This window comes from Paenibacillus sp. G34, assembly GCF_056856875.1.
This window is the reverse complement of sequence record NZ_CM166469.1, coordinates 1,340,204-1,366,357: the sequence shown is the minus strand read 5'-3', so window position 1 is coordinate 1,366,357 and position 26,154 is coordinate 1,340,204. Positions and strand designations below refer to the sequence as shown.

The window sequence follows — 26,154 nt, the reverse complement described above, 5'->3', positions numbered from 1 at the left end:
AGATAATTTACACGAGCACTCCTAGGACAGAATAACCTTCCATTCGCTGTTATCCCCAGATTTTTTTGGATTCCCTTCTCCTAAGGGAAAAATCCGGTGATAAATGCGACCGCTTCGCTTTCCAGGTTTTTTCTGTCCTCTCCGTTATTTGTGTAAAAAGTTGTTCAACTTATATCGATCGCTGCTCGGATTCACGCAGCACTTACGTCTCATTCAAATATATGAAGCAAGAAGCGTGCCAACTCCGCTAGAACATGAAATATTTTTTTGTCTCACGGAGATAAAAATTTTCACAAAATAATTAGGGCATCAGCAATCGCATTCAACAGATTCTGGCACGGTTTTTGCTAGATATGTAAATACACAATCATGAATGTTTAGGAGGAACCACGATGAGTGTCGGAACGGAACTATACCGCAAAACGTTGTTAACCGTGGCTGGCAATAAAGCCGTAGAGAACCTGTCCCTCAAATACGGTAAAAAGCTGGCTGGCAAGTTTATAGCGGGCAATACACTGGAAGAGGCACTGGAAGAAATTCGTATCTTAAACAGCAAAGGTATCATGGCGACCCTGGATCATTTGGGTGAAGGCATCACCCATCTGCGCGAGGCGGCACTATACAGAGATGAATACGTGAGGCTGGTTGAAGGAATAGCGCATAGCGGTGTGAACTCCAATGTTTCACTCAAGCCAACCCAAATGGGGCTGGCGCTTGACCCGGAAGAAGGTTATCAGAATATTCATGCGGTTGCATCACGGGCAAAGGAACATGAGCTGTTCGTACGCATCGATATGGAGGACAGCCCGTTTACACAGGCAACTCTTGATATCGTGCGAAGATTGCATGCGGAAGGGCTGGATAATTCAGGTACCGTATTACAAGCTTATCTGCATCGAACCGAAGAGGATACACGCGATATGATCCGGGAAGGCATTCGGCTGCGTCTTGTCAAAGGAGCTTACAAAGAACCTGCAACGGTCGCATTTCAAAGTACAGCCGAGGTCATTCATCAGTTCAAAACGATGATTCGTCATCATCTGGATCAAGGCGTTTATACGGCTGTGGCCTCCCATGATGATCATATCATTAACTGGACGAAACAATACGCCAAGGACCGGGATATCCCTCCGGAGGCCTTTGAATTCCAGATGTTATATGGCCTGCGCATGAGTGAGCAGGAACGCCTTGCCCAGGAAGGTTATCGCATTCGTTGTTACGTGCCCTATGGCACAATGTGGTACCCCTACTATACCCGTCGCCTGGCAGAGAAACCCGCGAATCTCTGGATGGTTGTGAAAAACATGTTCCGCTAGAATATATGTAAAAAAGCTCTGGCCATGCCATGCATTGAGCCATTCAGCCATTCATCCATGCAACCCAACCCTACCAAGCCATGCCACCCAGTCTGTCTGGAGAACATGGCTCTTCCTTTTTTTGAATCACACAAAACCACACCTCTAACACGCCATCCCCATACAAAATGAATGTCTAAAAAATAAGAATCTACAATATGTAATGTCAAAATTTTTAGACAAAATAACTTTAAGTGTACTCACACTTTGCTCCTGTTTCGTTATCTCACTCCTCTCTCAGTTAGTTACACTTCAATTTTCAAGTTAATCAATGTCATATAATTTAACAAAGTACCCAAATAAAACTCCTATAAAAAGCCAAAATTTGCAGTAATATCAACAGTTTGTATCTAGTTCATTCAATGAAATCGCATACATAAAACTAACCAAATTTATAAACCGCTTTCAAACAATTCCCGAACAAAGCATGTCAAAAAATATATACACAACAACACGAGAGCGATATAATAGTACTAAATTCCAATCACTTTAATCCGTATGGTGTAATCGAGGTGATCCTGTTGAGACATTTACTTCCCACTCTGAAAGAACTAACACGAACAGATATGCAAATTTACGATGAATCCACCGTCCTGGAACATATCCTACCTTGTCCGCATCCGGATTCCGATGACACGGAAGCTCGTCCAGTATTTGTACGCTCTGCTACGGGAGACGCTTATCTCTATTGTTCGTTAATTGATCAACCAAACACGCTTGCTGAGCAAGGTCTGCCTTTCACATCTTCATCTTCATCTTCATCGTTTTCTACATCAACAGAATCCAGCTCATGTACAGTTAATCGCCCATTCTCTATCCCTGTCCCTATGATCTCGCCTTCCATGCAACTTGCACATACCCTTCCGTTGTTCGCCAAGAGCCCTCTTCTCATCGTCAAAAACAATCGTGACGAATGGGCCGGTTATCTCTCGGCGGCTGATGTTATAAACGCCCTGTTACAAGCTCATCGGCTGATGGAAGCTTATTTGGAGACCACGCTGGAGACAGCGGGCTCTGCCTTGTCATTAATTAATGAGGAAGCGAAGGTAGCCTACTGGACATCCGGTGCGGAGCATATTTTTTCTATCCGCAAAACCGATATCATCGGCCAGCCTGCCGCTAACTTTTTTCCACCCGAACGACTTCAATCGCTCAAAACGTTATATACCGGTGAGACGGTTTACCGCAAACAGCATCAGCCCCGACCTGATCTGTTCGCTTTGATCAATGCCCGCCCTGTCAGACTGGACGGCCGTATTGTCGGCGCTGTCGCTGCGGAGGTGGATATCACAACCGAGATTCGTCTGCATCAGGAACTGCTGCATATGTCCTCCAAAATTCAGCATTTGGAAAAAGCCGTTGCCCGGCTTCGTCCCGAGAGCGATCCTTTTGCCCGTATCAAAGGCAGCAGTCTTATTATGAGGCAATGTCTGGAGACCATCCGCAAGATCAGCACCACCCCAGCTACGGTGCTCATTATGGGGGAAAGCGGCACCGGCAAAGAATTGTTCGCCAAAGCCATCCATGATCTGCGTGAACCGGAGACTGCTCCTTTTATTGCGATAAACTGCGGGGCTATTCCGGCTTCATTGTTCGAAAGTGAATTGTTTGGCTATGAGAAAGGTGCGTTCTCCGGGGCTGATCCCAAGGGCAAAAAGGGGAAAATCGAACTTGCAGAGGGAGGCACCCTTTTTCTCGATGAGATTGGTGAGATGCCTTCTGAACTGCAAGTCAAATTGCTTCGCGTGTTGCAGGAACGAAGTTATTTCCCGGTTGGGGGTACACGTACCAAACAAGCTAACTGCCGGATCATTGCCGCGACCAATCAGGATCTTCCTTCCATGATCGCCCGCAATCAATTCCGGGAGGATCTCTATTATCGACTGAATGTCATCAATCTCATTATTCCGCCACTCCGACTGCGCAAAGAAGATATTTATGAGCTTACCCAGACCTTCCTGCAAGAGTTCTCACTGCTCTACAATCGTCATATTGAAGTCATTCCGCCAGAAGTGTTCAAACGGTTATTCGAGTACGATTGGCCGGGTAATGTCCGCGAGTTGCGTAATGTGATTGAACGCCTGACCATTTTAACGATGGATGGTGAGGTTAAATTGGAATACTTGCCTGATTCGCTTACATCAGCGAAATTAAATGAACCATCTGAACCGGAGCATACAGCAGATAGCCTCACGTTTGCATTTGAAGCCGGAGCAGATGATCCGGATGTGATGGAGACGCAGCAAAAAAGCCAACTGCCTAACCCTTTTGCAGCGGCAACGGAAGAAGTGACTGGCCAGATTGATATAAGTCACGGACAAAGTCCCGGCGACTCTTATCAGCAACAGATGGATGCGTATGAAGCTCGGCTTTTGCTTCAATATTTGAAGGCTGCAGGCGGAAACAAACGGACTTTAGCAAAACAACTCGGCATCTCCAGAGCTACGCTTTATAACCGCATGAAGCGGCTCGGTTTATAGTAAACAACGCCGCGTTGATTACCGCTTGCATATAAAGTTGAGTATCTTGCAAATTGAGCATCATGCAAAGCCAGAAAACGCTAGAAGAAGCTTATTCTTTCCTATGCTTTGCCTAGCGAAAGGACATAGCAAATCGGAGGAGAATTAGGAGAAAACGCATCGAGAGCACAGTCATTATCAATTCAACTCTTGGGCGACTCTAACGATCACCACAGACCTTATTTGCCCATTCTGACGAAGGTTAAAAATCTAACGATCACCAGCGACGCTATTTAGCTGGATTCCAGATGAAAACGGAATAAACTAAACGAATGATGCAAAATAGCGTCGCTACGGATCGTTAGAATTTCAACATGCCCATTTTGGGCGAAATAAGGTTTCTCCTGATCGTTAGGATTCGTGGGGGTTTGTTTATGAACCAATGTATTTACTGCTCACTTTCACACTTCACGCTTCACGCTTCACACTTCATACTTCATACTTCATACTTTATACTTCATACTTCACCCTCACAAAATTCTCGCTAAGCGAATCAGTGCAGTTCTAATATGGCGATAAAAGGTGGCTCTACTCATCGAACAGACCTGCGCAGCGGCAGTTGGATTGCCGGCGTGGGTCCAATAAGCCGCATGTAACAGCTTCTGATCCTGGGGAGACACCCCATGGATTCTTCCTTCCAGCAGATCCAATACATATAATTGCAACTGAATGCCATCTTTCACCCCTGTAACTCTGTCAGCATACTCCTGTAACTCGCCCGGAGAGCGAAGGTGCCCAAGCATTTTGCGCACTTCCTGCTCAGACCAACTCTTGTTACCTGCTCCTGTTATCTCGGGTTGTATTGGATTAACCGATAGGTCTGGATGCAGTAGCGACATTGCCCATGCACCGAATTGTCCGCTACGCAGATCCAGTTCCAGCACATCCGCCCGATCTTCATACCGATCACAAGCACGCGAGCACGTTCTCCGCATCTGAAAACCGATGCTCCGCAGAAATAATTTCAGATGCGGGTTAGTCGCAACAAGAATCGCTCTTGCTCCATCTCCCAGCAACGACAATCGATCCAGAACCATATCCCCGACAAGCTCCTCCCGTGTAAATCCGGGTACATCATCTCTTGCCGCTGCCAGCAAAGCGAAGTGTGTGTCACTTTCATCCGGGTCTTTCTGCAATTCTTCCGGTGCAAAACATTCTTTCATTTCATTCGGAAAATACTTCAGGAGCAAATCACTTGTCTCCCGGTGCACTAGCACTGTAATGAACATCGCAATCGTCCCGCCCTGCTTGTCCCGCTTCAAAACGATACCCTCAGGATATCGATGAGCCAGCTCATGCAAAAAGGGAGCATAGTTTGTAGACTGCCAAGGCTCAACACTGTATTCACACCATTGCTCCAGTAGCTTGTGCAAGGACGGCAGATCTGCCAGATTCATCGGTTCAAGCGGCGAGAACAAAGAATCGCGTGATACATCGGCATATTTACGAAACTGAAGCATGGACTCCTGACAGAGTAGGAGCATTTTCCGCGCTATCTGCTGGCGCTCATGTGTACCGACTTGTTCATGCATCAGTTTCAGCAGTTCAGCAATCCGAATACGCATGGACTGCAATCGGTTGGGCTCCCGCTGCCGAAAGTCCCTCATCAGATGTACTCGGGCCATATCGTGCAGAGCCAGGCCGTCCGGTGCAGAACGGATGAAGGACATCCGCCTCAGCGTATGATATTCTTCCGTTTCAACGGTAATATTCAGCGCAGCGGACAACAGCTCCTGATTTGCTGTCTCTACCAAGGTCAAAACCTCTACCATCGGATGCAAACGGGGTGACGTAAGCTCGAGGAGTAGTCTGGCACTGATCATATGTGATAGCTCAGCCCATTCGGCATGAAGAAGATTGCGCCCCTGATCAGCCGCTTCCACGGCAAGGGCAAGTCCAAGCGGATGTCCATCCGTCATTCTCGCGATGATACCAGCCACATTCGGCTTCAGTGATCCAGCAGTTGCAATATACGTAGTAACCTCATCTACAGTAAAATGCTGCAACTTCAGCTGCACCAGATGCTCATACAGCCTTGGGTGCGTTCGCCATGCTGCTGAAAGCTCTGGACGAGAAGCAAGTATAATCAGTACCCCACTTAGATGAAGTTTCGCAATGAAAACTTCCATAAACCAGCTCTCGAGCAATACTAGTTCCTCGTAGTTATCTACTGCAATAACGAGCCGCTTATCCCTTGGCATGCTTTTCAAAACCGAGAGCAGATGAGCACCGTGGCTGTTTAACAATCCCAGTTCCAGCCCAAGTGTTGAAATAAAATAATCCATAAACACGGAAGGTGTTGTGCCACACGCCCGTCCGTCCATCCATATAGCGGTTGCTCCCCTCTCCCGAGCGATGGACAACATTTCTGAAAGTAGCGAAGACTTTCCGATGCCACCCATACCTGTAACTGAAAATATAGTCATAGGCGCTTCTTCATTTTCAAACCACTGCTCTAGTGTCATTAGTTCTCTAGCTCGACCAACGAAACGCTTTCCGTCCCTGACAACCTTCTGCTTTTGAGATCCACTTCCGTTCCCCATATATATCCTCCGCACTAGATACTGGTACTTTTACTGTAGCTTACTTTTTTTAGAAAAATGAGACTATATTGAGACGCGCAATCGCTTCCGAAATGTTAGAATCTTGATAAAAGCCAATTTATAGAAAAAGACAAACTGTGGACTCTTCTACATCTATCGAACCATACCGCTTATGGATATCACAAAACGAAACACTCCGCCATTCACTCTGAGCAAGCCTGTACACGATTTCCCAACTTAGCTTCATGCTTTCCTTTCGTACCTACTTCAGCCCGATAATTCAGGAAAGGCGGATTTGTGTGAAAAAACATCTCGACATTTCTCATTTGAGCGGACAACTTGGCATCCATTCCAGCGAGCTTCAGGCGTGGTTAAACCTTACCGGCTTAACTGTTGCTGATCCACAAAACAGACGGGATCGAAGGTCTGAACGTATAACATTTCCATATCGCCTTTCAGTAACCACCTCACTATCTCAGGCTCCCTCTTCCCTTGCATCCGAACGTAATCGGGGCCGTTTCTCCAATACAGGGTCTCGTCGCCGGTCTCGTGCCTTACGAGGTATACGACGTATCAACAAGATGTAAACGAGCAAGAAACACCTACTATTCGAGCACAGCCCCTATCTCAAAAACGGTATTGTCATGACGATTGACCATCTCCGCCTTCAATCATGGCGTTAGCAAGCAATGCCATTTCCAGACACACCCGTTTTCCCTGTTGCATGTAATCCGGCCCCAGCAGTTCTTCCAGTTTCTCCAGTCGGTTATATAAGGTCTGCCGATGAACGAACAGCTGGGCAGCCGCATCTCTTTTGCACCCGAAATTCGCAAGATACGCAGTCAGCGTCTCTACCAATCGCAACTGGTGGTTTCGATCATGCTCCATAAGCACCCCCAGATGATCCATCGCAAAGGATTGCAGGAAAGAAGGTGGCATCGCTTTTAACATTTGATATATACCCATACGATCGTAAAAGTGAACATGTTTCATCGATTTTACAGACCGTGCTACTTCAATCACCTGATATGCTTCTTGAAGGCTGTCCTTCAAGCGAGTTAGTTGATTTCGAAGTTTGCCGAATCCGGCATGAATTTCGACTTGTTTGAGATTCGAACTGGCAAATCGCTTGATATCCTGAGTGATGCTCTCTAACATTTGCATTAGTTGCTGCTGTGAAGAAGCTCGTGTCTCTTCCTTTGCACAGCAGAGGTAGATTTGATTATTTTTGAGCATGATGAGACTGGTCAGATGATTTTTCTTCAGAAGTGAACGGAGCAGAACCAGAATATCCTGATGATTCGCCTCCATTCGTTCCCGGCCCGCTCCTTTCATGCGATGCTCAATCTCCAATAGACCTCCCGCGAACCAGTATTGTCCCTTCACCAGCAGACGAAGCCCCATACGTGTTCTCGCTTGCTCCTCCTGCTCAATGAGACCATTCATCAGATCCTGAATCAATTCATTCTGGTTACGTACCATTTTCTCTTCAAGAAATTGGGAACGAAGGGTAAGCGCCGCCGCAGCTTTGGCTGTGTAATCGAGCAGTAGTTTAAGGTACTCCACCGTCGCTGACGGATGCACAATCATGCCTATGGCTGAGAATACTTGACCAAAACAGACCACCGGATAACAGAGCAGCACAGTCTCTTCATCCATATGAAACCACAGCTCGGTATCGGAATCATTCAGATTCAGCTGTTCGACCTCCCGGCTGTACCAGCTATAAATCGCCTGCTCCATTTCCGGAGCTAGCTCAGGTACAAAACTGCCCGCTTCCATGGACGAAATGTACACCACCGGTTTTGCCGCATAGGCGTAGAGCAGTTCCAGCACCGCAGACATATCCGTACTCTGCAACGTTCGCAACTGAAGCTCACGTGAATAGGTCTCCAAGCTCTTTAATAACTGGTGCTGGTGGTTAATAAGTAGGGAGTGGATATCTTGCGTGATCTCAACAAATCGCACGGGTTGCTCAAACACGATGAGCGGAAACTGATGCTGGTTCGCCAGTTCAATTAACGACTCGGGAATCGCATGAATGCTAGTTCCAAACTCGACACATAATCCAGCCGCCTCGCGATTGATCAACTGCATTAGATACGCTTCACGTCCTTCTTCTGACTGAAGCCAAAGACCCGTGGATAAAATAAGATCATTCGGGCTCACAAAAGGAGAAACATTCGTAATTTCCAGCACATGAACCCAGCCCACCTGACGATCCAACCCATCTTGCCCTGCCGCAAGCCGCGCTTGGCTAAATACCGGACGTTGCAGGATATCTCTGACAGTAAACACACGGTCATTTCGCAAAGTTAATCCCTCTTAGTGTTATTTTTTCTTACATTATAATCCAAAGACATCTGTCCTGAACAGTCTGTTTCGACGAAATGTTGAGTCTTGTTTCTGATAAATAGACATCGTGTAAGGTGCAAAACAACTTGTGGAGTCATAAACTTGTAGTATAAGCTAACAACCAATAAATGGACGAGGTGCATGGCGATGAGAATCGGAATTCCCAAAGAAATCAAAAACAATGAAAACCGTGTCGCGATGACTCCTGCCGGGGCGGCTGATTTCGTGAGAGCCGGGCATCAAGTCTTTATCGAGCAAGGTGCCGGACTTGGCAGTGGATTTATGGATCAGGAATACATTCAAGCTGGTGCCCTAATTGTTGAGGAAGCCACGCAGGTATGGCAGGATGCCGAACTCATCCTTAAAGTAAAAGAACCTCTTGCCAGTGAATATCCTTATTTTCGCCCTGGACTGATTTTGTTCACATACCTTCACCTCGCGGCAGAGCCAGCTCTTGCTAAAGCACTGGTTGAAAAACGGGTGACCGCTATCGCATATGAAACATTGGAAGTCGGCGGCTCCCTCCCGCTCCTCACACCCATGAGTGAGGTAGCTGGGCGGATGGCTGCGCAGATTGGTGCGCAGCTTCTGGAGAAAACAGAAGGCGGCAAAGGCATTCTGTTATCCGGTGTGCCTGGCGTAAGCCGCGGCAAGGTTGTCATTATTGGCGGCGGTACGGTAGGTACCAATGCCGCCAAAATTGCACTTGGCCTGGGGGCGGATGTCACGATTCTGGATCTGAATCTGAATCGGCTGCGCCAGCTGGACGATATATTTGGTAATCAGATCCAGACGCTGGTATCCAGCCCTTCCAATATTACGTCCGCTGTCGCTGCGGCGGACCTGCTGATCTGTGCGGTGCTGATTCCGGGCGCGAAAGCGCCAACGCTTGTCAGCGAGCAGGTTGTGAAGACCATGGCACCCGGTTCGGTCATTGTGGATGTGGCGATTGATCAGGGCGGGATCGTCGAGACCATTGATCATATCACCACTCACGATGAACCCACCTATGTGAAACATGGTGTCGTGCACTACGCGGTGGCGAACATGCCTGGCGCCGTTCCGCGCACGTCCACGGTGGCGCTGACCAATGCCACCATGCCTTATGCGCTGCAGCTGGCGAACCACGGTGCAGCCGCCGCGATCCGCGGCAGTTCGTCCATTCGCAGCGCAGTGAATGCGCTGAATGGACACATCACGTATGAGGCGGTTGCCCGTGATCTCGGGCATGCCTATGTTCCCGCAGGACAGGCGCTTGAAGATGGCGCCGCCGTCCAATAAATCTTCTGGCCGTTCCACCCGGGATTAGGCTGTATCCAGCCCGTGGAACGCATAGAAGCGCAGTGCACCAGGAAGGATTTCTAGGGGCACTGCGCTTCTTTTTTTTGCATACAGGATATAGGCTAGAGACATCGCCAACAAAACGCGGAAAACGCACGTTAAGCCATTCGTTGCATAAAAAAAGCGAGCCCCCTTGTAGAGTAAGGGTGAGCCCGCTTTCCATAAATGTAGCAAGAAACAGTTCAACTAACGTCTCCGTTAGCCAACCATGCCGCAAGCGACACTACAGATTTACAGAAGTAAATCCATGAATTCTTCCAAGGGAGTTCAACGATCATTTATAACTTTTCTGCAACAATAGTAAACGTTTTGGGGATGCCTTTATCGAAGACGTCCGAAGATTGATTAGGCAGTTCTTCAAGGACCTTTATACATAGCCTGTTGCTTGCAATGGACGTCACGATCTCTCCGAGGGTCCAGTTACGTAAAAGAACTTTCTGCGCCTGGCTGCTGTCGTTTATAAATTTAGAAAAAGAAATTTCTTTTTCCTCTAATGACGTATCGAAGTAGTCGCCCGTTACCTTATGCTTCCGGATATTGGCTGTCGTGCCGCGAGATGAAATTAACTTTGTAGTCACTGGATGGAAATCTTGTAACACCAGCACTCCGCCGGGGTGAAGAAGTGCCTGTACCACTTTAAACAGCACCTCTAAATCCTTAAAGTAGTGAAGAATCCCATGTTCCATGTATACAACATCGAAGTTACCCGTTAACATTTCAGCCGGCAACTCAAGCACATCGGATACAACGTACTGTAAAGGAACGCCAGCAGCATCGGCTAGCTCCAGTGCATACTTTTCATTCTCAGAAGAAAAGTCCACGACTGTAACATCCGCGCCTAATAACGCCAATGCGACAGCTTTATTCCCATTTGAACCAAGCAGATTCGCGATTTTCTTATCTGTGACATCTCCGATAAAATCCAGGGCTTTGCCAATTCTTTTTGTCGGGTCCTGCTTTATCTTCATCGCGGCTTCGGCGGGTTGACCGAACCGGTTGATCCATGCTTGATATGCCCCGCTATTCCACGATCCCTTATTCTGCTGAGAAGTTCCCAGACGAATCACCACCAGTAGGTTTTATGTCCATTATACCGCAGATACCACTTCAAAAGTAGAAACCTGCCGTTTAGCTTAATCCGCTAACCAGTCTACTTTATTTTCTGATGCCAGCTGTCGAATCGTTTGGCATCAGTCTGTTGTTTATGTTAAACCACTCGTTCGCTGCATACCTCACGAAAGTTGCAATCCCGGCATGCCCGGTGCGAAGGCATCGGGGTGAAGTAGGACATGTCCTTGGGACGGTTGTAATACTCATCGGCCACACAGGAACGCATCTCCTCGATGTAACGCCCTACGTTTTCCTCCACTTTGCGAATGTCCTCTTCGGTTGCAGTAAACTCTTTATGTTTGCCGGTCAACAGATACTCCACCCGAATTTCAATCTGTTCCAACGGAACCCGGTAGTGCTCTCTTACATAGGAAGCGTACAGAATTAACTGATCGGAGAAATCATCTTCTTTGCCCGTCTTCCAATCCACAATGACAATATTTCCGTTGCTGCGTCTGTATAATAAGTCCATTTTCACATATACCCGTGTATCATGCAGCAGCATCGTATCCCATTTCTCAATCTCCAGAATCGTTGTACTTGCACGGGACAAATCTTCCCACGTCAGCGTCTGATACAAGTTACCTACACAGACGCCTGCGCGTTCTTTAATAATTGCGACCCGGTCGTTCAGTGTATCATCGCCATAATAAATTTCCGACAACATCGTATGATTTTTCGGATTGAGTCGCCATTGCTCCGGATTCATGGACTCTTTGTATGCCTGGTTCAGTAGATCACGTATCGTCTTCTGCAAAAAAACTTCACGGGGCTTGGGCTTGCCTTCCTCCCTGCTCCTTACAGCCGATTCACACATTCGGTGTGCCAGATCCCCGAATACCAGATACAGATTGCTCAGCTGCTTCAGACGATACAGACGTACCTGCATCTCATCTGCCGATTCTGTTTTCCAGCCGTTGTGGGCACCATAATAATGATAATAATATTTGCGCAGGCACTCATCGAACATACTCGCCCGCGACTGCGAATAAGACCACTGCGGGTATTGTGCCATATGATAATCTGCCTTTCTGTATACCGGATTCTTTATGCCAATGCTTCATCCTATGCCGTGGGGTGAGTTTGCAGGAAATATTGCAAGACTGCTTAGTAAAATATAACATCCGAACATTGCCATACATGCCCGCCCTTGCATATTGGGCTAGAAGATCCTTTTATTGCTCAAAGTATAAAGCCCTGGCCCTCATGCCGCAACCCGGCTTCCGTTATTTTCTTGTGCACGCAACCGTTTGAGGAACGATACGTATCGTTTATATAGTTACATCAGGATGAAGGGAAGTTATCGCTCGTCTTCATAAAAGGAGAGCATCCCAACCATTGCGAGGCGTTAGAATGCAGAGGTTATCTCGTGCGGAGGCAACGTGCGGAGGCAAGAGGTTATGACGCATACGCAGTAGAATGTCTCTGGCGACGCTAACGATCACCACAGACCTTATTTGCCCCTTTTGATGGAGTCTCAAAATCTAACGATCACCAGAGACGCTATTTAGCTGGATTTCAGTAGAAAACGGGATAAAACGGACGAATTAGGCAAAATAGCGTTCCTACGGATCGTTAGAATTCCAACATGGCTATTTTGAGCGAAATAAGGTTTCTCCTGATCGTTAGAATTTGTGGAGAGGTTGAAATGCATGGAGTATAGGGCCATTCACCCAAAGTTGAAATCGAGCACAAACGGTATTAATCTATTACGTAAATTAAGCTTAAGCTTTCCTATGATCCGCTAACAATTACAACATAACTGCAATGCATAATTGCAGTACAACTTAGAACCACGAATAGATAGAGCATGACAAATCTCCCTTACAAGACACTGTCTTTTCAACTACGGAAAATATGTACAGGCATATCCAAAAGGAGGCGCCACCCATGAATCAGCCAGATTGGTTCCAGGCGGAAGCAGCATTACAACAGATTCAAGTCATCGGAAGCGATCGGAATGAGCTGGTGAAGATCATCGGCGAGACAGCAGGAGTGAACTGCATTGGAATTGGTACGGATGCAGCTGTATTTACGTATGATCAACTGCCGCAGTATGCCTTCAAAATGTACTCGGATCATGCTTTAGATAAACTAAATAATGAAAAACAGGTCTACGCCCAGCTTAAGGGCCTGCCCTACTTCCCGACGTATTACGGCAGCGGCCGAAATATACTGGTCATCAGTTACGAACCCGGAGACACTTTACTCGAATGTTTGGAAAAAGGAATCCCTGTCCCCGAGCAGGTTATGCTCGATGTAGACGCAGCGCGAGAAGCCGTTCGTCGCCTTGGACTAAACCCTCGCGACATTCACCTGAAAAATGTACTTCTCCAGAATGGACGCGGCAAAGTACTCGACGTATCGGAGTATATTCAGGAAGGAGACGACCATCGCTGGGAGCATCTCGTATGGGCATACCACAATATCTATCCACGCATTGAAGGCACGCCTATATCTCCCCGAATGCTGCAAACAATCAAATGGACGTATAATCAGTTCGACCAAGCCAACCTTAAAATGGAGGACCTCTCCAGGAAAGCCAATCGATTACTCTCCAAATTTTTGAAATAAATGTGCTAATGCAATTCTATAAATCCACATGTGGTAAATGAATTCACTGTTTGCGGTTATACCAGGGCTTCTCCCTTCCTCAAACCACTCGAGTTTAGTCGATAATGGGCTAGATTAGAGTGGTTTTTGTACTTCCACATTATTTACTTCACATTTACTCTACTTTTACTTCACGCTCCTTCTTTCACGTTTCTTCCTTCCCCTCCCCTTTTCATCCTTCTGCCCACCTTTCAGCACTCTCTTTTCCTTCTCACCCTTCCGTCATTCCCCGTGCCTGCGAAGGCGTCATGCCCTTATACTGCTTGAATAATTTTGTGAAATAGTTCGCATTGTCGCATCCCACCTGAGCGGCTATTTCCGTAACTGTGAGGTTGCTACCTTGTAGTAGGCGCTCAGCCTCGCTCATTCTGCATCCGTTTACGTATTCTACGAGCGTACGTCCGGTCAGCTTTTTGAACATTTTGCAGAAATGATATACATTCAGGCCTACTTGACTTGCCGCTTCGCCAACAGACAATTTCTCCTGCGGATCAGCCTCGATCCGAGCAATCAACTGCTTGAACCGCTCGCGGTTAGGAAAATACACCGTACCCGCTCGATCCCGCAACTGATGCGGCATAAACGTCCGGGCCATCAGCGTAAACAAGGCATGCAGCTTGGATTTCACCACAAGTTGGTACGCCGGAGGCTGCATCGCCATCTCTTCCACAGCTTCATTTAATAAAGAATAATACCCGGCACAGGCTGCATTCTCTGCGGCTGGTTTGACCGGAAACCGCACACTGCCTTCCAGATAGGGCGCAACATACTGCTCATGTACTGGATCGCTCGCAAAATCCTGAAATAACGCACGATTGACCACAACCGAGTCATAATGCACATCTCCTTCATCCAACGCGTATCCAACATGCAGAGCACCACCCGGAATGATAATAACCTCTCCAGCCTCAATTTCATAAGGTCGGCTATCAATATGAAATACAGCTCTCCCCTTACGCATAATGATCCATTCAAAGTGTTCATGCCAGTGCAAATATAAAATGCATTCTTCCGTCTTTTTCGCAGAACAGCGATTCTGGAACAACTGAAACGGATGGGATTTATGATCAATTCGCGTATCTTCATGAAGCGCTTTCAAGTCTAGCATGGCTTTCTTCCCCCTCACCACAAAATCCGACTAATAAAGCACAAAATTGTTTAGAGCCTTCCCTTAGATCCACGGCTATAATGAGTGTGTCACGAAGTACTATAAGCCAATATTGGAGTGAATGACAACCATGAATCCATCCATTCGTATCGGAACCCTTGTAGGCGGCCATGATGCCGTTCGGGTCATTCCGCAGATTATGCAACACGGCTTCGAATCCTTTAACCTGACGTTCTGGCAAAGCACGGGCAATCTCGATCTGGCAGAAACCGCCAAACGCGTCCGCGATATCGTTGACGAACATGGCATCACCATTTCAGCTGTAAGTGTATTTGGTAATCCGCTCACCGGCTCTGGGGATAACGCCGACACCTTGGCAAGCTGGGAGCGTGTCATTGACCACGCACAGCTGTTTGGGGCAGACATCGTCTCCGGCTTTACCGGACGTCTGACCAATCAACCAATTGACGAATCGATTCCACGGTTCAAGGAAGTGTTCGGTGAACTGGCACGACGGGCGGCAGACCGGGGCGTACGCATTGCTTTTGAAAATTGTGATATGGGTGGAACGTGGCAGACCGGCGACTGGAATATCGCTCACAACCCTACCGCTTGGGAAATGATGTTTAATGCCGTCCCTGATGAAAATGTCGGTCTGGAATGGGAACCCTGTCACCAGATGGTCAGCTTGATTGACCCGATTCCGCAGCTTCGCAAATGGGCCCCGAAAGTGTTCCACGTCCATGGCAAAGACGCCACCATCGCCTGGGATATTGTTAAAGAACATGGCGTACACGGCCCGCATGAATTTGTCTGGCATCGCACCCCCGGCTTTGGAGATAGCAACTGGGCAGATATCATTACTATTTTGCGCCAGAACGGCTATCAAGGCACGATCGACATTGAAGGCTGGCATGACCCGGTGTACCGGGACGAACTCGAAATGACCGGGCAAGTACACGCATTGAATTATTTGAAACATTGCCGCGGCGGTAGTTTTGTGCCCAATCCGGTGTAAAGACATAACAACATGAAGACTGAAAGACTCAGTTACTCATGTGCCCAGAAAATACAAATGCTCGTCACAATCACATGCACTTCTCGCATGGAGCAATAACTTATAACATGGATCAATCACATCTATGCATCTATATGAGGGAGTTGAGCATATGACCTACCCTTATCGGGTTATCATCGCAGGTTGCGGGGCAATGGCAAACACCTGGGCCGACTATGCCAAAGAAAGACCAGATACAGAAATCGTGGGACTTGTTGATCTCTACGAGGAAGCGGCATCATCATTCGCCAAGCGCCACAATCTATCCTGTCCAACCTTTACGAATATTCACGATGCCCTTCAGGCTGTCGATGCCAACATCGTATTTGATGTGACCATCCCTTCCAGCCATTATCATATTGCGATGACCGCACTACAGGCCGGTTGTCACGTCTTTGGCGAGAAACCGCTCGCAGAATCATTCTCGGACTGCACGGATATTGTGCAAACCGCCCGTAGTACAGGACGTATTCAGGCAGTGATGCAGAATCGCAGATTTGATCCGCGTATTCGCGCCTATCGGCAGCTCATTTCCAGCGGAACGATTGGGCAGCCAGGATATGCAGGAGCAGACTTCTTTATAGGGGCACACTTTGGCGGTTTCCGCGACCTCATGGACAGCCCGCTTTTGCTGGATATGGCGATACATACCTTTGATCAGGCGCGTTATATCCTCGGCGCTGATCCGGTGTCGGTGTACTGTCACGAATTCAACCCTCCAGGTTCCTGGTATAAGGGCAATGCGATGGCGATATGTATTTTCGAGATGTCCGACGGATCTGTGTTCGATTATCGGGGGTCCTGGTGTACCGAGGGTGTGCCTACATCCTGGGAAGCAAGCTGGCGTGTGACGGGTGAAAAGGGAACCGCCATCTGGGATGGTCATGACAACATATATGCCGAAGTGGTTAATACACTCACGCTGGAGGCTGATGGCAAACCAGCATTCCTTCAACGCGGTGAACGAATCGAAGCCGAACTGCCTGTAATGGACAAAACCGGACACCACGGCTGTCTTGAAGAGATGTTCGCTGCACTTGAAGAAAAACGCCTGCCCGAAACGGATTGCAGCGACAATCAATACAGCATGGCTATGGTGCTCGCCTCCCTCGAAAGTGCACGTACCGGACAAAAGGTACGGATTGCAGATTTATTGAAAACAACAGGGCCGTCATCCTGAGCTTGAGCAAGATTAGGGTTAATGTTGTTTAAATATATATTTTCAATCGCCATAAAAGGAAGTGAGTCTTATTGGATAGTGAAAGTAAAATTATGATTTCTCCATTAAATGCGGACTTAGTGGATGATATCCATACGACTAACGATGATTTTACGTTATTCGGTAAAATCATCCCCAGTTTACAATCTGGACAATGGTCCTATGAAGAAGTTCTTTTTGATGAACCGAAGGAAACTCGTTTTCCAGATGACAAGCTGGATTGGGACGAATATATCAACCAGGACGATAAAATGTTGTTTTTAGCGTATATGAATCAGGTTTGTATAGGACAGATTAGAATCATTAAGGATTGGAATCGCTTCTGTTATATTGAGAACATTGCGACCAAAAAAGAGTATAGAGGTAGCGGAGTCGGAAGGCTGCTCCTCCATAAAGCAGAAGAATGGGCAAAACAAAAAAATCTTATTGGAATGTCCCTCGAAGCACAAGATGACAATCTGGGTGCATGCCGATTTTATGTAAAACAGGGCTTTGTACTAGGTGGAGCCGACACACTCAAACAGTCCTATACCCCTAATATTGATACCACTTTATACTGGTATAAGTTATTCAAGTAACGAAGACTCCGGCAACATAAGGAAAACAGCCGTTCCAACATTGGAACGGCTGTTTTTATTCACCTACAAAATACGCTTCTTCATCGCTTTGTACACCAATTGCGCAAACAAACTGTTGGACCATGCGAACCATGGACGCGTATACGTATCCGGATCATCGACATGAAAACCTTCATGCATATACCCCGTTCCCGCGTCGGTGTTCTCCAGCAAATCAATCATGGCGAGCATCTCCGCGTCATTGTCTGCCGTCAGTCCTTGCATGGATAATGCCATATGCCAGATGTACCCTGGTGGCGTGTGCGGACTGCCAATGCCCTTGGCCGCTGTTCCTTCATAATAATACGGATTTTCTTTACTCAAAATAAAACGCCGTGTATTCTGATACACCACATCATCCACGGAAACATATCCGATATACGGAATCGACATCAGTCCTGGTGTGCCCGCATCATCCATTAGACAGACGTTGCCATACCCGTCCGTTTCATAAGCGTAAATCTGTCCATACACCGGATGACGGTAGGTACCATAAAGGGCAATGCCGTGCCGGATTTCCTCCTCCAGGCGCGCCATACGGCTCACCAGCTGTTCGTCACGGAACACCCATTTTGCAATCTCCCCCATCTGGCTCAGCGTCACCGCGGCGAACATATTGGACGGAATATTGTAGTGAAAATCACAAGCATCGTCGCTTGGGCGAAAGCCCGACCAGATCATGCCCGTATAGTTTACTGGCATCCCCATTCCCTCGTTACGCAGTGTATCGTGCGCCGGGCAGTTACGCCGCATGAATCGATACGGGGATTGCTCTACATGACGCTGTTCCGTTTCCCACAGGTGCATGATCTGCTCCATGACCTTTTTAAAACGTTCATCAAAGATGTCTGTAAGCTCAGTCTCGCGCCAATATGTATATGCCAGCTTCATAGAGAAACACAGGGAATCCAGCTCAAACTTCCGCTCCCACACCCAAGGCGACATCTCTGTCTCATCATTCGCATCCCAATGCCAGCCGTTAGCCGTTTCGTTAAATGCGTTCGCATAGATGTCCACTTCCGCATAAAAAGTATGCCGCTTGACCAGACCTCCGATAATACGCTGCAACTGCGCGTCATGCTTCGCCAGCGGAACGTAATGGATCACTTGCTCCACCGAATCCCGTAGCCACATCGCGGGAATATCTCCCGTAATGACAAAGGTTGTACCATCATCCAATAGCTTGGTAGTCGTTTCGAGCGTGTTCGGAAAACAATTGCGAAACTGAGCCAGCAGCTTCGGTCTGTGCTTCAAGCGCTCGTCTGCTTCAGCCAAAACATCACGAACAGCTTGGGGTAATTCCAACTCGGGCATCGGAATTTTAGGTAATCTGAACTGATCCATGGGAGTCCTCTCCGTTTCTATGTAAACTGTTAATCAACCAAAATAGACTAATATAGACCTTCTAACAGGATTGTTGTTATTTTTGTTATTATATTTTATAATAACGTTATTAATTGTAAGTGTACCTGTTCCATGTAAGCACGTCAATTGACAATTAATCAGTTTTCTATTCAACTAGCTACCCATATGACACAAGTCATTTTCTTACTGATAAAATTAGGTTTATCCATCTGTCCATAAAAGGAGTAATCATATGTCTCGAAAAGTATCCATCCAAACGCTGGCTGACCAGCTCGGTTTGTCCAAATATGCCGTATCCCGCGCGCTCAGCGGTAAAACTGGTGTCAGCGAGTCCACACGTACTCGTGTTCTGGAACTTGCCCGCGCGCTCGGGTATCGTCAGAGTACACCTGGCTCGGCGAAACAAACTGCCACTACCACTCAGCCAGCCGCATCTGAATCTCCCTTCGCCCTGATCTGTATGAATCAACTCAATCGAGGTGAGCCTCACTACTGGCAGCGTGTCTTGTCAGGTATCATCTCAGGTTGTACCGAACAAGGCTGGCATCACGTTATTGTGTCGCCTTCACTAGATATGCCAGATAAAGAGATCACTCCCGAAAAGGCAATTGCTCCTCATCTGGACTGGACAAGATGTGCCGGGATTATCGTCATGGGCGCTTTCCCACATGCGGTACTGCAACGGCTCGTACAGACAGGCCGCCCCATGATTTTGGTTGATCATCAGGAGCCTTTGCTGAACTGTGATACGGTCAGCCATGATAATCTGGAAGCAGGGATAACTGCAGCCAGATATCTAATATCGAAAGAGTGCAGACACATTGGCTTGATTACTGATGATGGACGTGCCGCCAGTTTTGCACAGCGTAAGATTGGTATCGAGCTAGCTTTGGATCACTTTCATACGGATGCGAGCGAAGACGTCCGCTTTCAAACCTGGAATATAGCTTATGAAAACGGAGATTGGGTGAACAAGCTCGCTGCCACCATTCAAGGTTTGCCTGCGGAAGAACGCCCCGATGCTTGGATTGGAGCGAACGACGATATCGCCTTACAGTGGATGTACAAACTGCAACAGATGGGATTCTCCACGCCTAAGGATTGTCTGGTGATCGGAATCGACAATGTATACACCGCTGCCACCTCCTCTCCCCCGCTGACTACGGTACATTTGTGCAAAGAGGAACTTGGACAACGAGCAGCCCAGGCTTTGAAGCGTCGAATCGAACGCCCAGGTACTCCGAAAGAAACGGTCATGTTATCCACTACATTGATTCCAAGGGATTCGGCGTAGACTAGAATATCTACAACAAGTCAGGAATAATTTCAAACAAAAAAAGAGGACCAAATCTTAGGTCCTCTAGAGGGCTATCAAACAGGCAGAGTTAACTTTGGGATACCAGCTTCTCTACCAAGAGCCCACAATTTCTCCAATACAGTTCACTGTAAATATTTTCATTATGTTTTCCATCAATAATTTTATAAATTTCACTTATATATTGAGAAGTTTCCCTAGATAAAGGATTCATGCCTACTAATTTATTTATTTGTATGATTGTATCATGAAAATAGTGGTATGTTTCGCTTGATTCACTAACCCTATTTGGTGTTATGATTAGATAATGCATTTCCCTAATGGTTTCTTCTACTTCTCTTAATGAAGTTAAGTACTTTGGTTTAACCTCATAGAGATCAGAAAACTTCCCTTTAGACAAAGAATCAAAAATAACATAATGACAAGAAAGAAGTTCCTTAAAGAGATTAATACGCCGTTGACAGTATGTTAGTGCTTTTAAGACCTCTGGCTTTAAGTCATCAAGTTGATTTATTTCGTCCAAAATACTAGCCACATTGTTCTCAAACCAATCTAAATCAATTACTGATTCACTATTGTCTTCTTTTCTACTTAAACCGGAGTACTTCTCCAACGTATCGTTTAATTTTTTCAAATTAGATATGTCCTCTGTTAAATCAAAGAAGAAATTTGAATATCTTTTTTTATGAACAATCTCAGAAGTAGTAATGACTAGCTCAATATCTCCAAGGAAAAATCGGATCAAAGATTGTTCGAGACCATTAAGAATACTATCTAATCGTATCTTCTCATTATTATCTTCAAATACGAAAGGCTTTGTAGCGATTTCCTTAGATAAACTATCGAGAAAAGAAGGGGCTATAGTTAATAAATTTACAGTAATCGTTTTATAATCAAATAATTCAAGAATCTCTTTTGCTTGCACCTTCCCCTGTTTAAGTAAAGATATAATTACATCAAAAACTGTTTCCAGACGCTTCTTAACAAGATTCATTTCCTCTATTCCTATTTTATTCTTTATTGCTTCTATAAAAGGTAATATCTCATCAATAATAGTGATATCAGTAAGTAATTCACTTTGATTATCTATTAGTCTTAACCTATGTTCGGTTTTAGTTATGATTTCTTGTAAATACTCTTCTTCATCTGTTCTTTGAAAAATAATCACATGATACAATTTAATTTTCATTTCTTGAAGAATAACATCACTTTCTCTAAAGAGATTTTTAGATACATCCTGCAGCATGTGTTCTTTGATTAATTTAGATTCACATTTCGAAAGATAATTATTCATATTTCCAGATCTAATTATTAGTTCAAACTCTTCTTCAAATAAGTATTTTATCATCGCTATGTTAAAAACAATACGATGAAGCTCTGCCTTTTTTGCATTTTCAGCAAAAAAGGGATTCCTCTCATTTTGATAAAGTTTGTCCAAAAACATGAGAGCTTCTTTTGATTCTCTTAAGATACGTTTTAATCTTCGTGGATTATTTATTTTTTCTTGAAACAGTTGAAGTTCATTCTCATATTTTTTTAATTGAGATTCAATATCTTGAAGATTATTATCTTCCTTACCCTTCCGTTGTAATCTCTCTTGATGCCCCTTGTGAGTTTTATCAAGAATAGAAAGAATTCCTTTTTCTGCTTCGTCCATATGTGTTATAGCTTTATCCTTTAATATATCCATTTCATCTGAGATAAAACTAAGAGAACCGTTCTCTATCGACAACATTTTTTTGTGATTTAAATAGTAAGTCAAAATCTCTCGGTAGCTTACTTTTTCTAGATCGAATCGCTTCCCTATGAATTTATCCAAATATTCATGCGTAATCTTCTCACCAATTACTAAATTATAGTTCATTAGAAATAAAACCCCACAATATTTGAAATCGACAAGCTCTTTTATGAAAATTAATGTTTCAAGCATCGTGTTTTTTTCCACTCGGTCAAAGTCATCAACTACAATATATAGCCTACGCATCTGTCCTTTTGATGAATACGACAACATCTGATGTATGTCCTCTTCAAGACGCCTTTTCGTTTCTCTAAACTCCTCATTTTTCTCATTCTCGAATACACCTAAAATTTCCACGAAAATATCAATTTTATTGTTCTCTACTAACTTTCCAAATTGCTCAATATATTTTTTGATAGCGCTGCCCTTACCTGTATATATCCCACTATCCTTTAGAATTACCTCAAGTTCGGAAAAGAAAAAATTGATAAGTTTTTCTCTGGTATCAGTAATTGTTGGTTTAAGGAATACAACTTTATTTTTATCTTTTTTCAGTTCAGAGGTTAAAACCTGAATTAAGCTACTTTTCCCTTCACCAAAAGCTGCATTAATTGCTAATGCAAAAGGCTCTTGATATTCCTGAGATGTCATGTAGCTTTTTATTCTTTCTAGCTCTCTCTTTCGAGTAGGGAATAATTGGTCTGGGTTTGCAACTTCTTGGTCAGCCTCTTCTCCCACTTCATTTAGAGAATGAGGCACTGTTGATGTAACGTTTAATGAATTATATATACTAAAAAGAATAAACAAAATACTGATTAAGTTAATACAATCGACAATTTCCCAATTTGATGAAACTATAGTAAAAGGAACTGAGACAAGTCCAGAAAAATATAAAGCCTGAATTAATCTCCATTCAAGCTTCCTCTTCGTTTTCCAGTACAATACTCTCTCTTTTACATATGATATAACTATAAAATAAGTAATAAAAATAATTAGAGGAGAACTACTCAATAATACTCCAACCCACTTTACATTCGGAGAAATAACCAATATCATCCATCCAATTCCACAGACAAACAATATGTGGTATACAAAATGGGAAGTTATCCGCCACTTAAAATCTCTATATTTATAGATAGATATCAATATGTAGTAAACGGCTAAAATAACTAAGACAATTAAAAAAAAAGCTTTATGCATAACGTATGCTGCCACAATACGCATAAAAAAGGCCTGCGTTTCTATTCCTAAATCCCTAAAAAAAATTGTTAGTAAATCTGTCATCCTTTGACCCAAAAAAAGAACCTCCATTGTAATCAGTTTCATTAACTTTAATACATCTTACGTAACAGAATATCGTTAAATAGAACAAGATTCTCAATATTATTTGAATCATACCATACATAGAATTTTGATCAATAGAATTACTGGAATTAGACCTTGATATGCTATCCTAGCAATATTTAATTGAAAGGAGCAATAGAGAGCTAGATTTATTAAAAAGATCCCAATTAGATGAAATGGGATCTCTTCGTCTCGTATGCTTAAATCAGAATCTAAAAAATCTATACTTAGCACTAAATTATATTTGATTTTCTTAATGCCTTGATTGAATAGCCTACCGTTATTGATCCCAAGGCATACTTGAATTACTCGCAAGTTTTACTTTCCAATCCACATCCCCGAAATCACGATGCACCACGGTTCGTTTTAACGTCAATTTCGTCCCTTTATCCTTGTTAAAACCATGCACAATCAGCTTTAGGTCATTAACTACGTACTCTTCCTTATTATTGGGTTTGTCTCGAATACCCATCACTTCGACAGGATACTCTCTTCCCTTAGGATCGATTGCAATCCACTGATCACCATAAAACTCATTTTTAAAAACACCGCCTCCTTCCAGAACCAGGGAAGCTTTCTTCTCCACGTCTGTATCAGCTGATTGCTGCCCAGACTGATAACTGTAGTCCATTACATCTATCAAATCCCCAAGGTGATTAAACGAGGCAAATAAGCGATACGGATTATTCTTTCTGCTCAGATCAACTTCCATCGTCTGTCCCTCTTTCACAGGTATCGTGTAACCGTCCAGGACAAAGCGAATATTGTCTGCATTCAGTGTCACCAAAGACGGGTCCCATGTCTCCGATATCTTAAGTGGACCTCCTGCACTCACTTGGCTTAAATCTCGATAACGGAATTTGGCCTGACGCGCATTGGGTCTGCCCCCGTTGAAAATACGATACTCTCCCGTGTCCTTCACTTCAATATGATACAGAATCTCCATGTCCTTAGCCCAATCTTCTGCTGCTTTAGCACGAAGCTCCTCGTTCAGATTCACTTCCAGATCAAGCCGGGTTCCATTTGGCGTCTGCACCAATTGTGTCATAGCCAGTTCCAGCCCTTCCGGTGTTGTATAGGACGCATTCATCGGCGTTTCTTTGGACATTACTTTGGCTTGGGTCATATCCAGTTTAAACTGAAAGCTCCAGTCTACGGAGACCTTTTTATCCGTATAGGTTTTGGTATTCACATCATAACCATAGCCATCTCCTACATCTAAATGCCCGAAATCTCCACGAACTGTGATTTCATCAGGGATATCTTGGTGCAACTGAAACACAAGCTTATTAAAAGAGCCACTACCTTGCCTTGTATCAAACGCAAGCTCAGCAACATCTTTTCCGTTTTTATCCGTGATGTGGATATCCTCTGCTTTTGAGCCAAGCAGATACATTGCTGTCCCATCAGGTGCCGTTTGTTGCAGCACAAGTATAAGTTGAGAACCGTCTACAAGCACATCTTCAATCTTGAGTTTGTACCCCTGATCATTAATATCCATGTTCGGGTTCAACACAAGTCCAAGCGGTTGAAGCCGTTTGTAGTCGTCTGCCAAATCGGCATCTCTCAGAACCTCCGGGACAGGAATGTTAGGCAAAGGGGGGATATTTACGGCGTTTACAGGAGGCTGAACTGGCTTTTCCTTTGTCCGATCCCAAGCAGCCCAAGCCCCTCCTGCAACCAGTACCGCAACCGCTGCGGCGATACCCGTTCGATAAATCCATGTCCTCTTATGCGACTTTTTGGTTTCCCATGGTACCTGCACATGAGGTTCTTCCATAGACACATGATCCAGCTTCTGCATCACTTGTAATGTAAAATCTACATCCGGCCCCTCGCGGAACAGCTCCTCTTCCCACTTGCGGTCCTGCTTCTTCTCCTGCTCACTTGAAATGGGCTTCATAGGTCGATAAACCTCCTTTGCGTTCCATCTGCTTTCTCAGCATTTTCTTGCCTCGATAAAGTGCATTACGTACTTGTGCGTCACTCATATCTGTAATCGTGGCGATCTCTTCATAGGTCAGCTCATTGGTGTATTTCAAGAGCAGTACAAGCCGGTACGTTTCCGGCAACTGTTCAAGATGACGATGGATTTCCCTCTTCATTTCCTTGTGCATCAATTGTTTCTCAGGTGTGTCTTCACTGACAGATTCGATCTCCTGATCGGCGGTCATCATCGGTTTCTTTTTCCGCATATGATCCCTCATGATGTTCACCGCAATGGTATACACCCAGGCCGAGAAACTGCTCCCCTCTCTCCTGGTTGGCATATATCGATAGATTCGAATAAATGTGTCCTGTGCGAGATCCTGTGCATCCGGGTGACTTGCGCCCATTCCGCGCAGGATGCCGTAGACTTTATTTTTATATCGATCCACGAGCACACTAAACAGCTGTTTATCCCCATCCATAATGCGCTGAATCAGTTCCTCCTCTGGTATCAGATGTGTCATGTAATCCCCCTTCTCTACAGCGTCCATGCATGGTTCTGTACTATATAGACGGAAGCCGCCCTCGAAACCTCTCACTTTATCGTCAAAAAAAGAATCCACCCT

General features: G+C 45.2%; 17 protein-coding genes. 8 read left to right on the top strand and 9 right to left on the bottom strand.

Going from position 1 to position 26,154, the window contains the following annotated elements; genetic code table 11:
• Nucleotides 1-392: 392 nt before the first annotated feature.
• Both AC1VYS_RS05970 and AC1VYS_RS05965 read left to right on the top strand, forming a co-directional pair.
• Nucleotides 393-1,316 (top strand): proline dehydrogenase family protein, encoded by a 924-nt coding sequence (locus AC1VYS_RS05970; protein WP_482913438.1) that lies wholly within the window; start codon nt 393-395, stop codon nt 1,314-1,316.
• A gap of 560 nt (nt 1,317-1,876) precedes the next feature.
• The gene (locus tag AC1VYS_RS05965) at nt 1,877-3,835 is read left to right on the top strand and encodes a sigma-54 interaction domain-containing protein (protein ID WP_482913437.1); all 1,959 of its coding nucleotides are present in this window, start codon (nt 1,877-1,879) and stop codon (nt 3,833-3,835) included.
• 509 nt (nt 3,836-4,344) lie between these two features.
• Here the strand turns inward: AC1VYS_RS05965 and AC1VYS_RS05960 are convergent.
• Complete coding sequence (locus tag AC1VYS_RS05960; protein WP_482913435.1) at nt 4,345-6,417, bottom strand: nSTAND1 domain-containing NTPase; 2,073 nt, start codon at nt 6,415-6,417, stop codon at nt 4,345-4,347.
• Nucleotides 6,418-7,059: 642 nt separating this feature from the next.
• Nucleotides 7,060-8,730, bottom strand: coding sequence for a PucR family transcriptional regulator (locus AC1VYS_RS05955; protein WP_482913434.1), 1,671 nt, complete (start codon nt 8,728-8,730; stop codon nt 7,060-7,062).
• Nucleotides 8,731-8,919: 189 nt separating this feature from the next.
• On the opposite strand from AC1VYS_RS05955, the gene ald reads away from it, so the two are divergent.
• Entirely contained in the window at nt 8,920-10,053 is a 1,134-nt protein-coding gene (gene ald / locus AC1VYS_RS05950) for an alanine dehydrogenase (protein ID WP_482913433.1), read from the top strand.
• A gap of 338 nt (nt 10,054-10,391) precedes the next feature.
• Here the strand turns inward: ald and AC1VYS_RS05945 are convergent, their stop codons facing one another.
• Both AC1VYS_RS05945 and AC1VYS_RS05940 read right to left on the bottom strand, forming a co-directional pair.
• Nucleotides 10,392-11,171 carry a class I SAM-dependent methyltransferase gene (locus AC1VYS_RS05945; RefSeq protein WP_482914922.1) on the bottom strand — a complete coding sequence of 260 codons (780 nt, stop codon included), beginning with the start codon at nt 11,169-11,171 and terminating at the stop codon, nt 10,392-10,394.
• 149 nt (nt 11,172-11,320) lie between these two features.
• Nucleotides 11,321-12,238 (bottom strand): RecB family exonuclease, encoded by a 918-nt coding sequence (locus tag AC1VYS_RS05940; protein ID WP_482913432.1) that lies wholly within the window; start codon nt 12,236-12,238, stop codon nt 11,321-11,323.
• A gap of 875 nt (nt 12,239-13,113) precedes the next feature.
• On the opposite strand from AC1VYS_RS05940, the gene AC1VYS_RS05935 reads away from it, so the two are divergent.
• Nucleotides 13,114-13,797, top strand: a complete 684-nt coding sequence (locus tag AC1VYS_RS05935) for a serine/threonine protein kinase (protein WP_482913431.1) — start codon at nt 13,114-13,116, stop codon at nt 13,795-13,797.
• A gap of 250 nt (nt 13,798-14,047) precedes the next feature.
• Here AC1VYS_RS05935 and AC1VYS_RS05930 read toward each other — a convergent pair whose 3' ends face one another.
• Nucleotides 14,048-14,944 carry a helix-turn-helix transcriptional regulator gene (locus AC1VYS_RS05930; protein ID WP_482913430.1) on the bottom strand — a complete coding sequence of 299 codons (897 nt, stop codon included), beginning with the start codon at nt 14,942-14,944 and terminating at the stop codon, nt 14,048-14,050.
• Nucleotides 14,945-15,074: 130 nt separating this feature from the next.
• On the opposite strand from AC1VYS_RS05930, the gene AC1VYS_RS05925 reads away from it, so the two are divergent.
• The 3 genes from AC1VYS_RS05925 (at nt 15,075) to AC1VYS_RS05915 (ending at nt 17,798) form a co-directional block, all read left to right on the top strand.
• Entirely contained in the window at nt 15,075-15,962 is an 888-nt protein-coding gene (locus tag AC1VYS_RS05925; protein WP_482913429.1) for a sugar phosphate isomerase/epimerase family protein, read from the top strand.
• Between the two features lie 151 nt (nt 15,963-16,113).
• Nucleotides 16,114-17,181, top strand: coding sequence for a Gfo/Idh/MocA family protein (locus AC1VYS_RS05920; protein ID WP_482913428.1), 1,068 nt, complete (start codon nt 16,114-16,116; stop codon nt 17,179-17,181).
• A 71-nt stretch (nt 17,182-17,252) separates the two neighbouring features.
• Nucleotides 17,253-17,798 (top strand): GNAT family N-acetyltransferase, encoded by a 546-nt coding sequence (locus AC1VYS_RS05915; RefSeq protein ID WP_482913427.1) that lies wholly within the window; start codon nt 17,253-17,255, stop codon nt 17,796-17,798.
• A gap of 63 nt (nt 17,799-17,861) precedes the next feature.
• Here AC1VYS_RS05915 and AC1VYS_RS05910 read toward each other — a convergent pair whose 3' ends face one another.
• A complete protein-coding gene (locus tag AC1VYS_RS05910; RefSeq protein WP_482913426.1) occupies nt 17,862-19,181 on the bottom strand; it encodes a glycoside hydrolase family 125 protein in 1,320 nt (439 codons plus the stop codon).
• A gap of 253 nt (nt 19,182-19,434) precedes the next feature.
• Between AC1VYS_RS05910 and AC1VYS_RS05905 the strand changes: the two genes are divergently transcribed.
• Nucleotides 19,435-20,496, top strand: a complete 1,062-nt coding sequence (locus AC1VYS_RS05905; protein ID WP_482913425.1) for a LacI family DNA-binding transcriptional regulator — start codon at nt 19,435-19,437, stop codon at nt 20,494-20,496.
• Between the two features lie 91 nt (nt 20,497-20,587).
• Here AC1VYS_RS05905 and AC1VYS_RS05900 read toward each other — a convergent pair whose 3' ends face one another.
• From AC1VYS_RS05900 to AC1VYS_RS05890, 3 genes are all read right to left on the bottom strand, one after another.
• Nucleotides 20,588-23,539, bottom strand: a complete 2,952-nt coding sequence (locus AC1VYS_RS05900; protein WP_482934486.1) for a P-loop NTPase fold protein — start codon at nt 23,537-23,539, stop codon at nt 20,588-20,590.
• A gap of 340 nt (nt 23,540-23,879) precedes the next feature.
• Nucleotides 23,880-25,502: a hypothetical protein gene (locus AC1VYS_RS05895; RefSeq protein ID WP_482913423.1), complete on the bottom strand. Its 1,623-nt coding sequence runs from the start codon at nt 25,500-25,502 to the stop codon at nt 23,880-23,882.
• Entirely contained in the window at nt 25,483-26,052 is a 570-nt protein-coding gene (locus tag AC1VYS_RS05890; RefSeq protein ID WP_482913422.1) for an RNA polymerase sigma factor, read from the bottom strand. The genes AC1VYS_RS05895 and AC1VYS_RS05890 overlap by 20 nt, the downstream gene beginning before the upstream one ends.
• Nucleotides 26,053-26,154 lie beyond the last annotated feature (102 nt).

Excerpts from the sequence above, each read along its gene's own strand:
- AC1VYS_RS05970 (WP_482913438.1), top strand. The coding sequence starts at position 393 with ATGAGTGTCGGAACGGAACTATACCGCAAAACGTTGTTAACCGTGGCT.
- AC1VYS_RS05960 (WP_482913435.1), bottom strand. The coding sequence starts at position 6,417 with ATGGGGAACGGAAGTGGATCTCAAAAGCAGAAGGTTGTCAGGGACGGA.
- ald (WP_482913433.1), top strand. The coding sequence starts at position 8,920 with ATGAGAATCGGAATTCCCAAAGAAATCAAAAACAATGAAAACCGTGTC.
- AC1VYS_RS05940 (WP_482913432.1), bottom strand. The coding sequence starts at position 12,238 with ATGGCACAATACCCGCAGTGGTCTTATTCGCAGTCGCGGGCGAGTATG.
- AC1VYS_RS05935 (WP_482913431.1), top strand. The coding sequence starts at position 13,114 with ATGAATCAGCCAGATTGGTTCCAGGCGGAAGCAGCATTACAACAGATT.
- AC1VYS_RS05930 (WP_482913430.1), bottom strand. The coding sequence starts at position 14,944 with ATGCTAGACTTGAAAGCGCTTCATGAAGATACGCGAATTGATCATAAA.
- AC1VYS_RS05925 (WP_482913429.1), top strand. The coding sequence starts at position 15,075 with ATGAATCCATCCATTCGTATCGGAACCCTTGTAGGCGGCCATGATGCC.
- AC1VYS_RS05920 (WP_482913428.1), top strand. The coding sequence starts at position 16,114 with ATGACCTACCCTTATCGGGTTATCATCGCAGGTTGCGGGGCAATGGCA.
- AC1VYS_RS05910 (WP_482913426.1), bottom strand. The coding sequence starts at position 19,181 with ATGGATCAGTTCAGATTACCTAAAATTCCGATGCCCGAGTTGGAATTA.
- AC1VYS_RS05905 (WP_482913425.1), top strand. The coding sequence starts at position 19,435 with ATGTCTCGAAAAGTATCCATCCAAACGCTGGCTGACCAGCTCGGTTTG.
- AC1VYS_RS05900 (WP_482934486.1), bottom strand. The coding sequence starts at position 23,539 with ATGACAGATTTACTAACAATTTTTTTTAGGGATTTAGGAATAGAAACG.
- AC1VYS_RS05895 (WP_482913423.1), bottom strand. The coding sequence starts at position 25,502 with ATGAAGCCCATTTCAAGTGAGCAGGAGAAGAAGCAGGACCGCAAGTGG.
- AC1VYS_RS05890 (WP_482913422.1), bottom strand. The coding sequence starts at position 26,052 with ATGACACATCTGATACCAGAGGAGGAACTGATTCAGCGCATTATGGAT.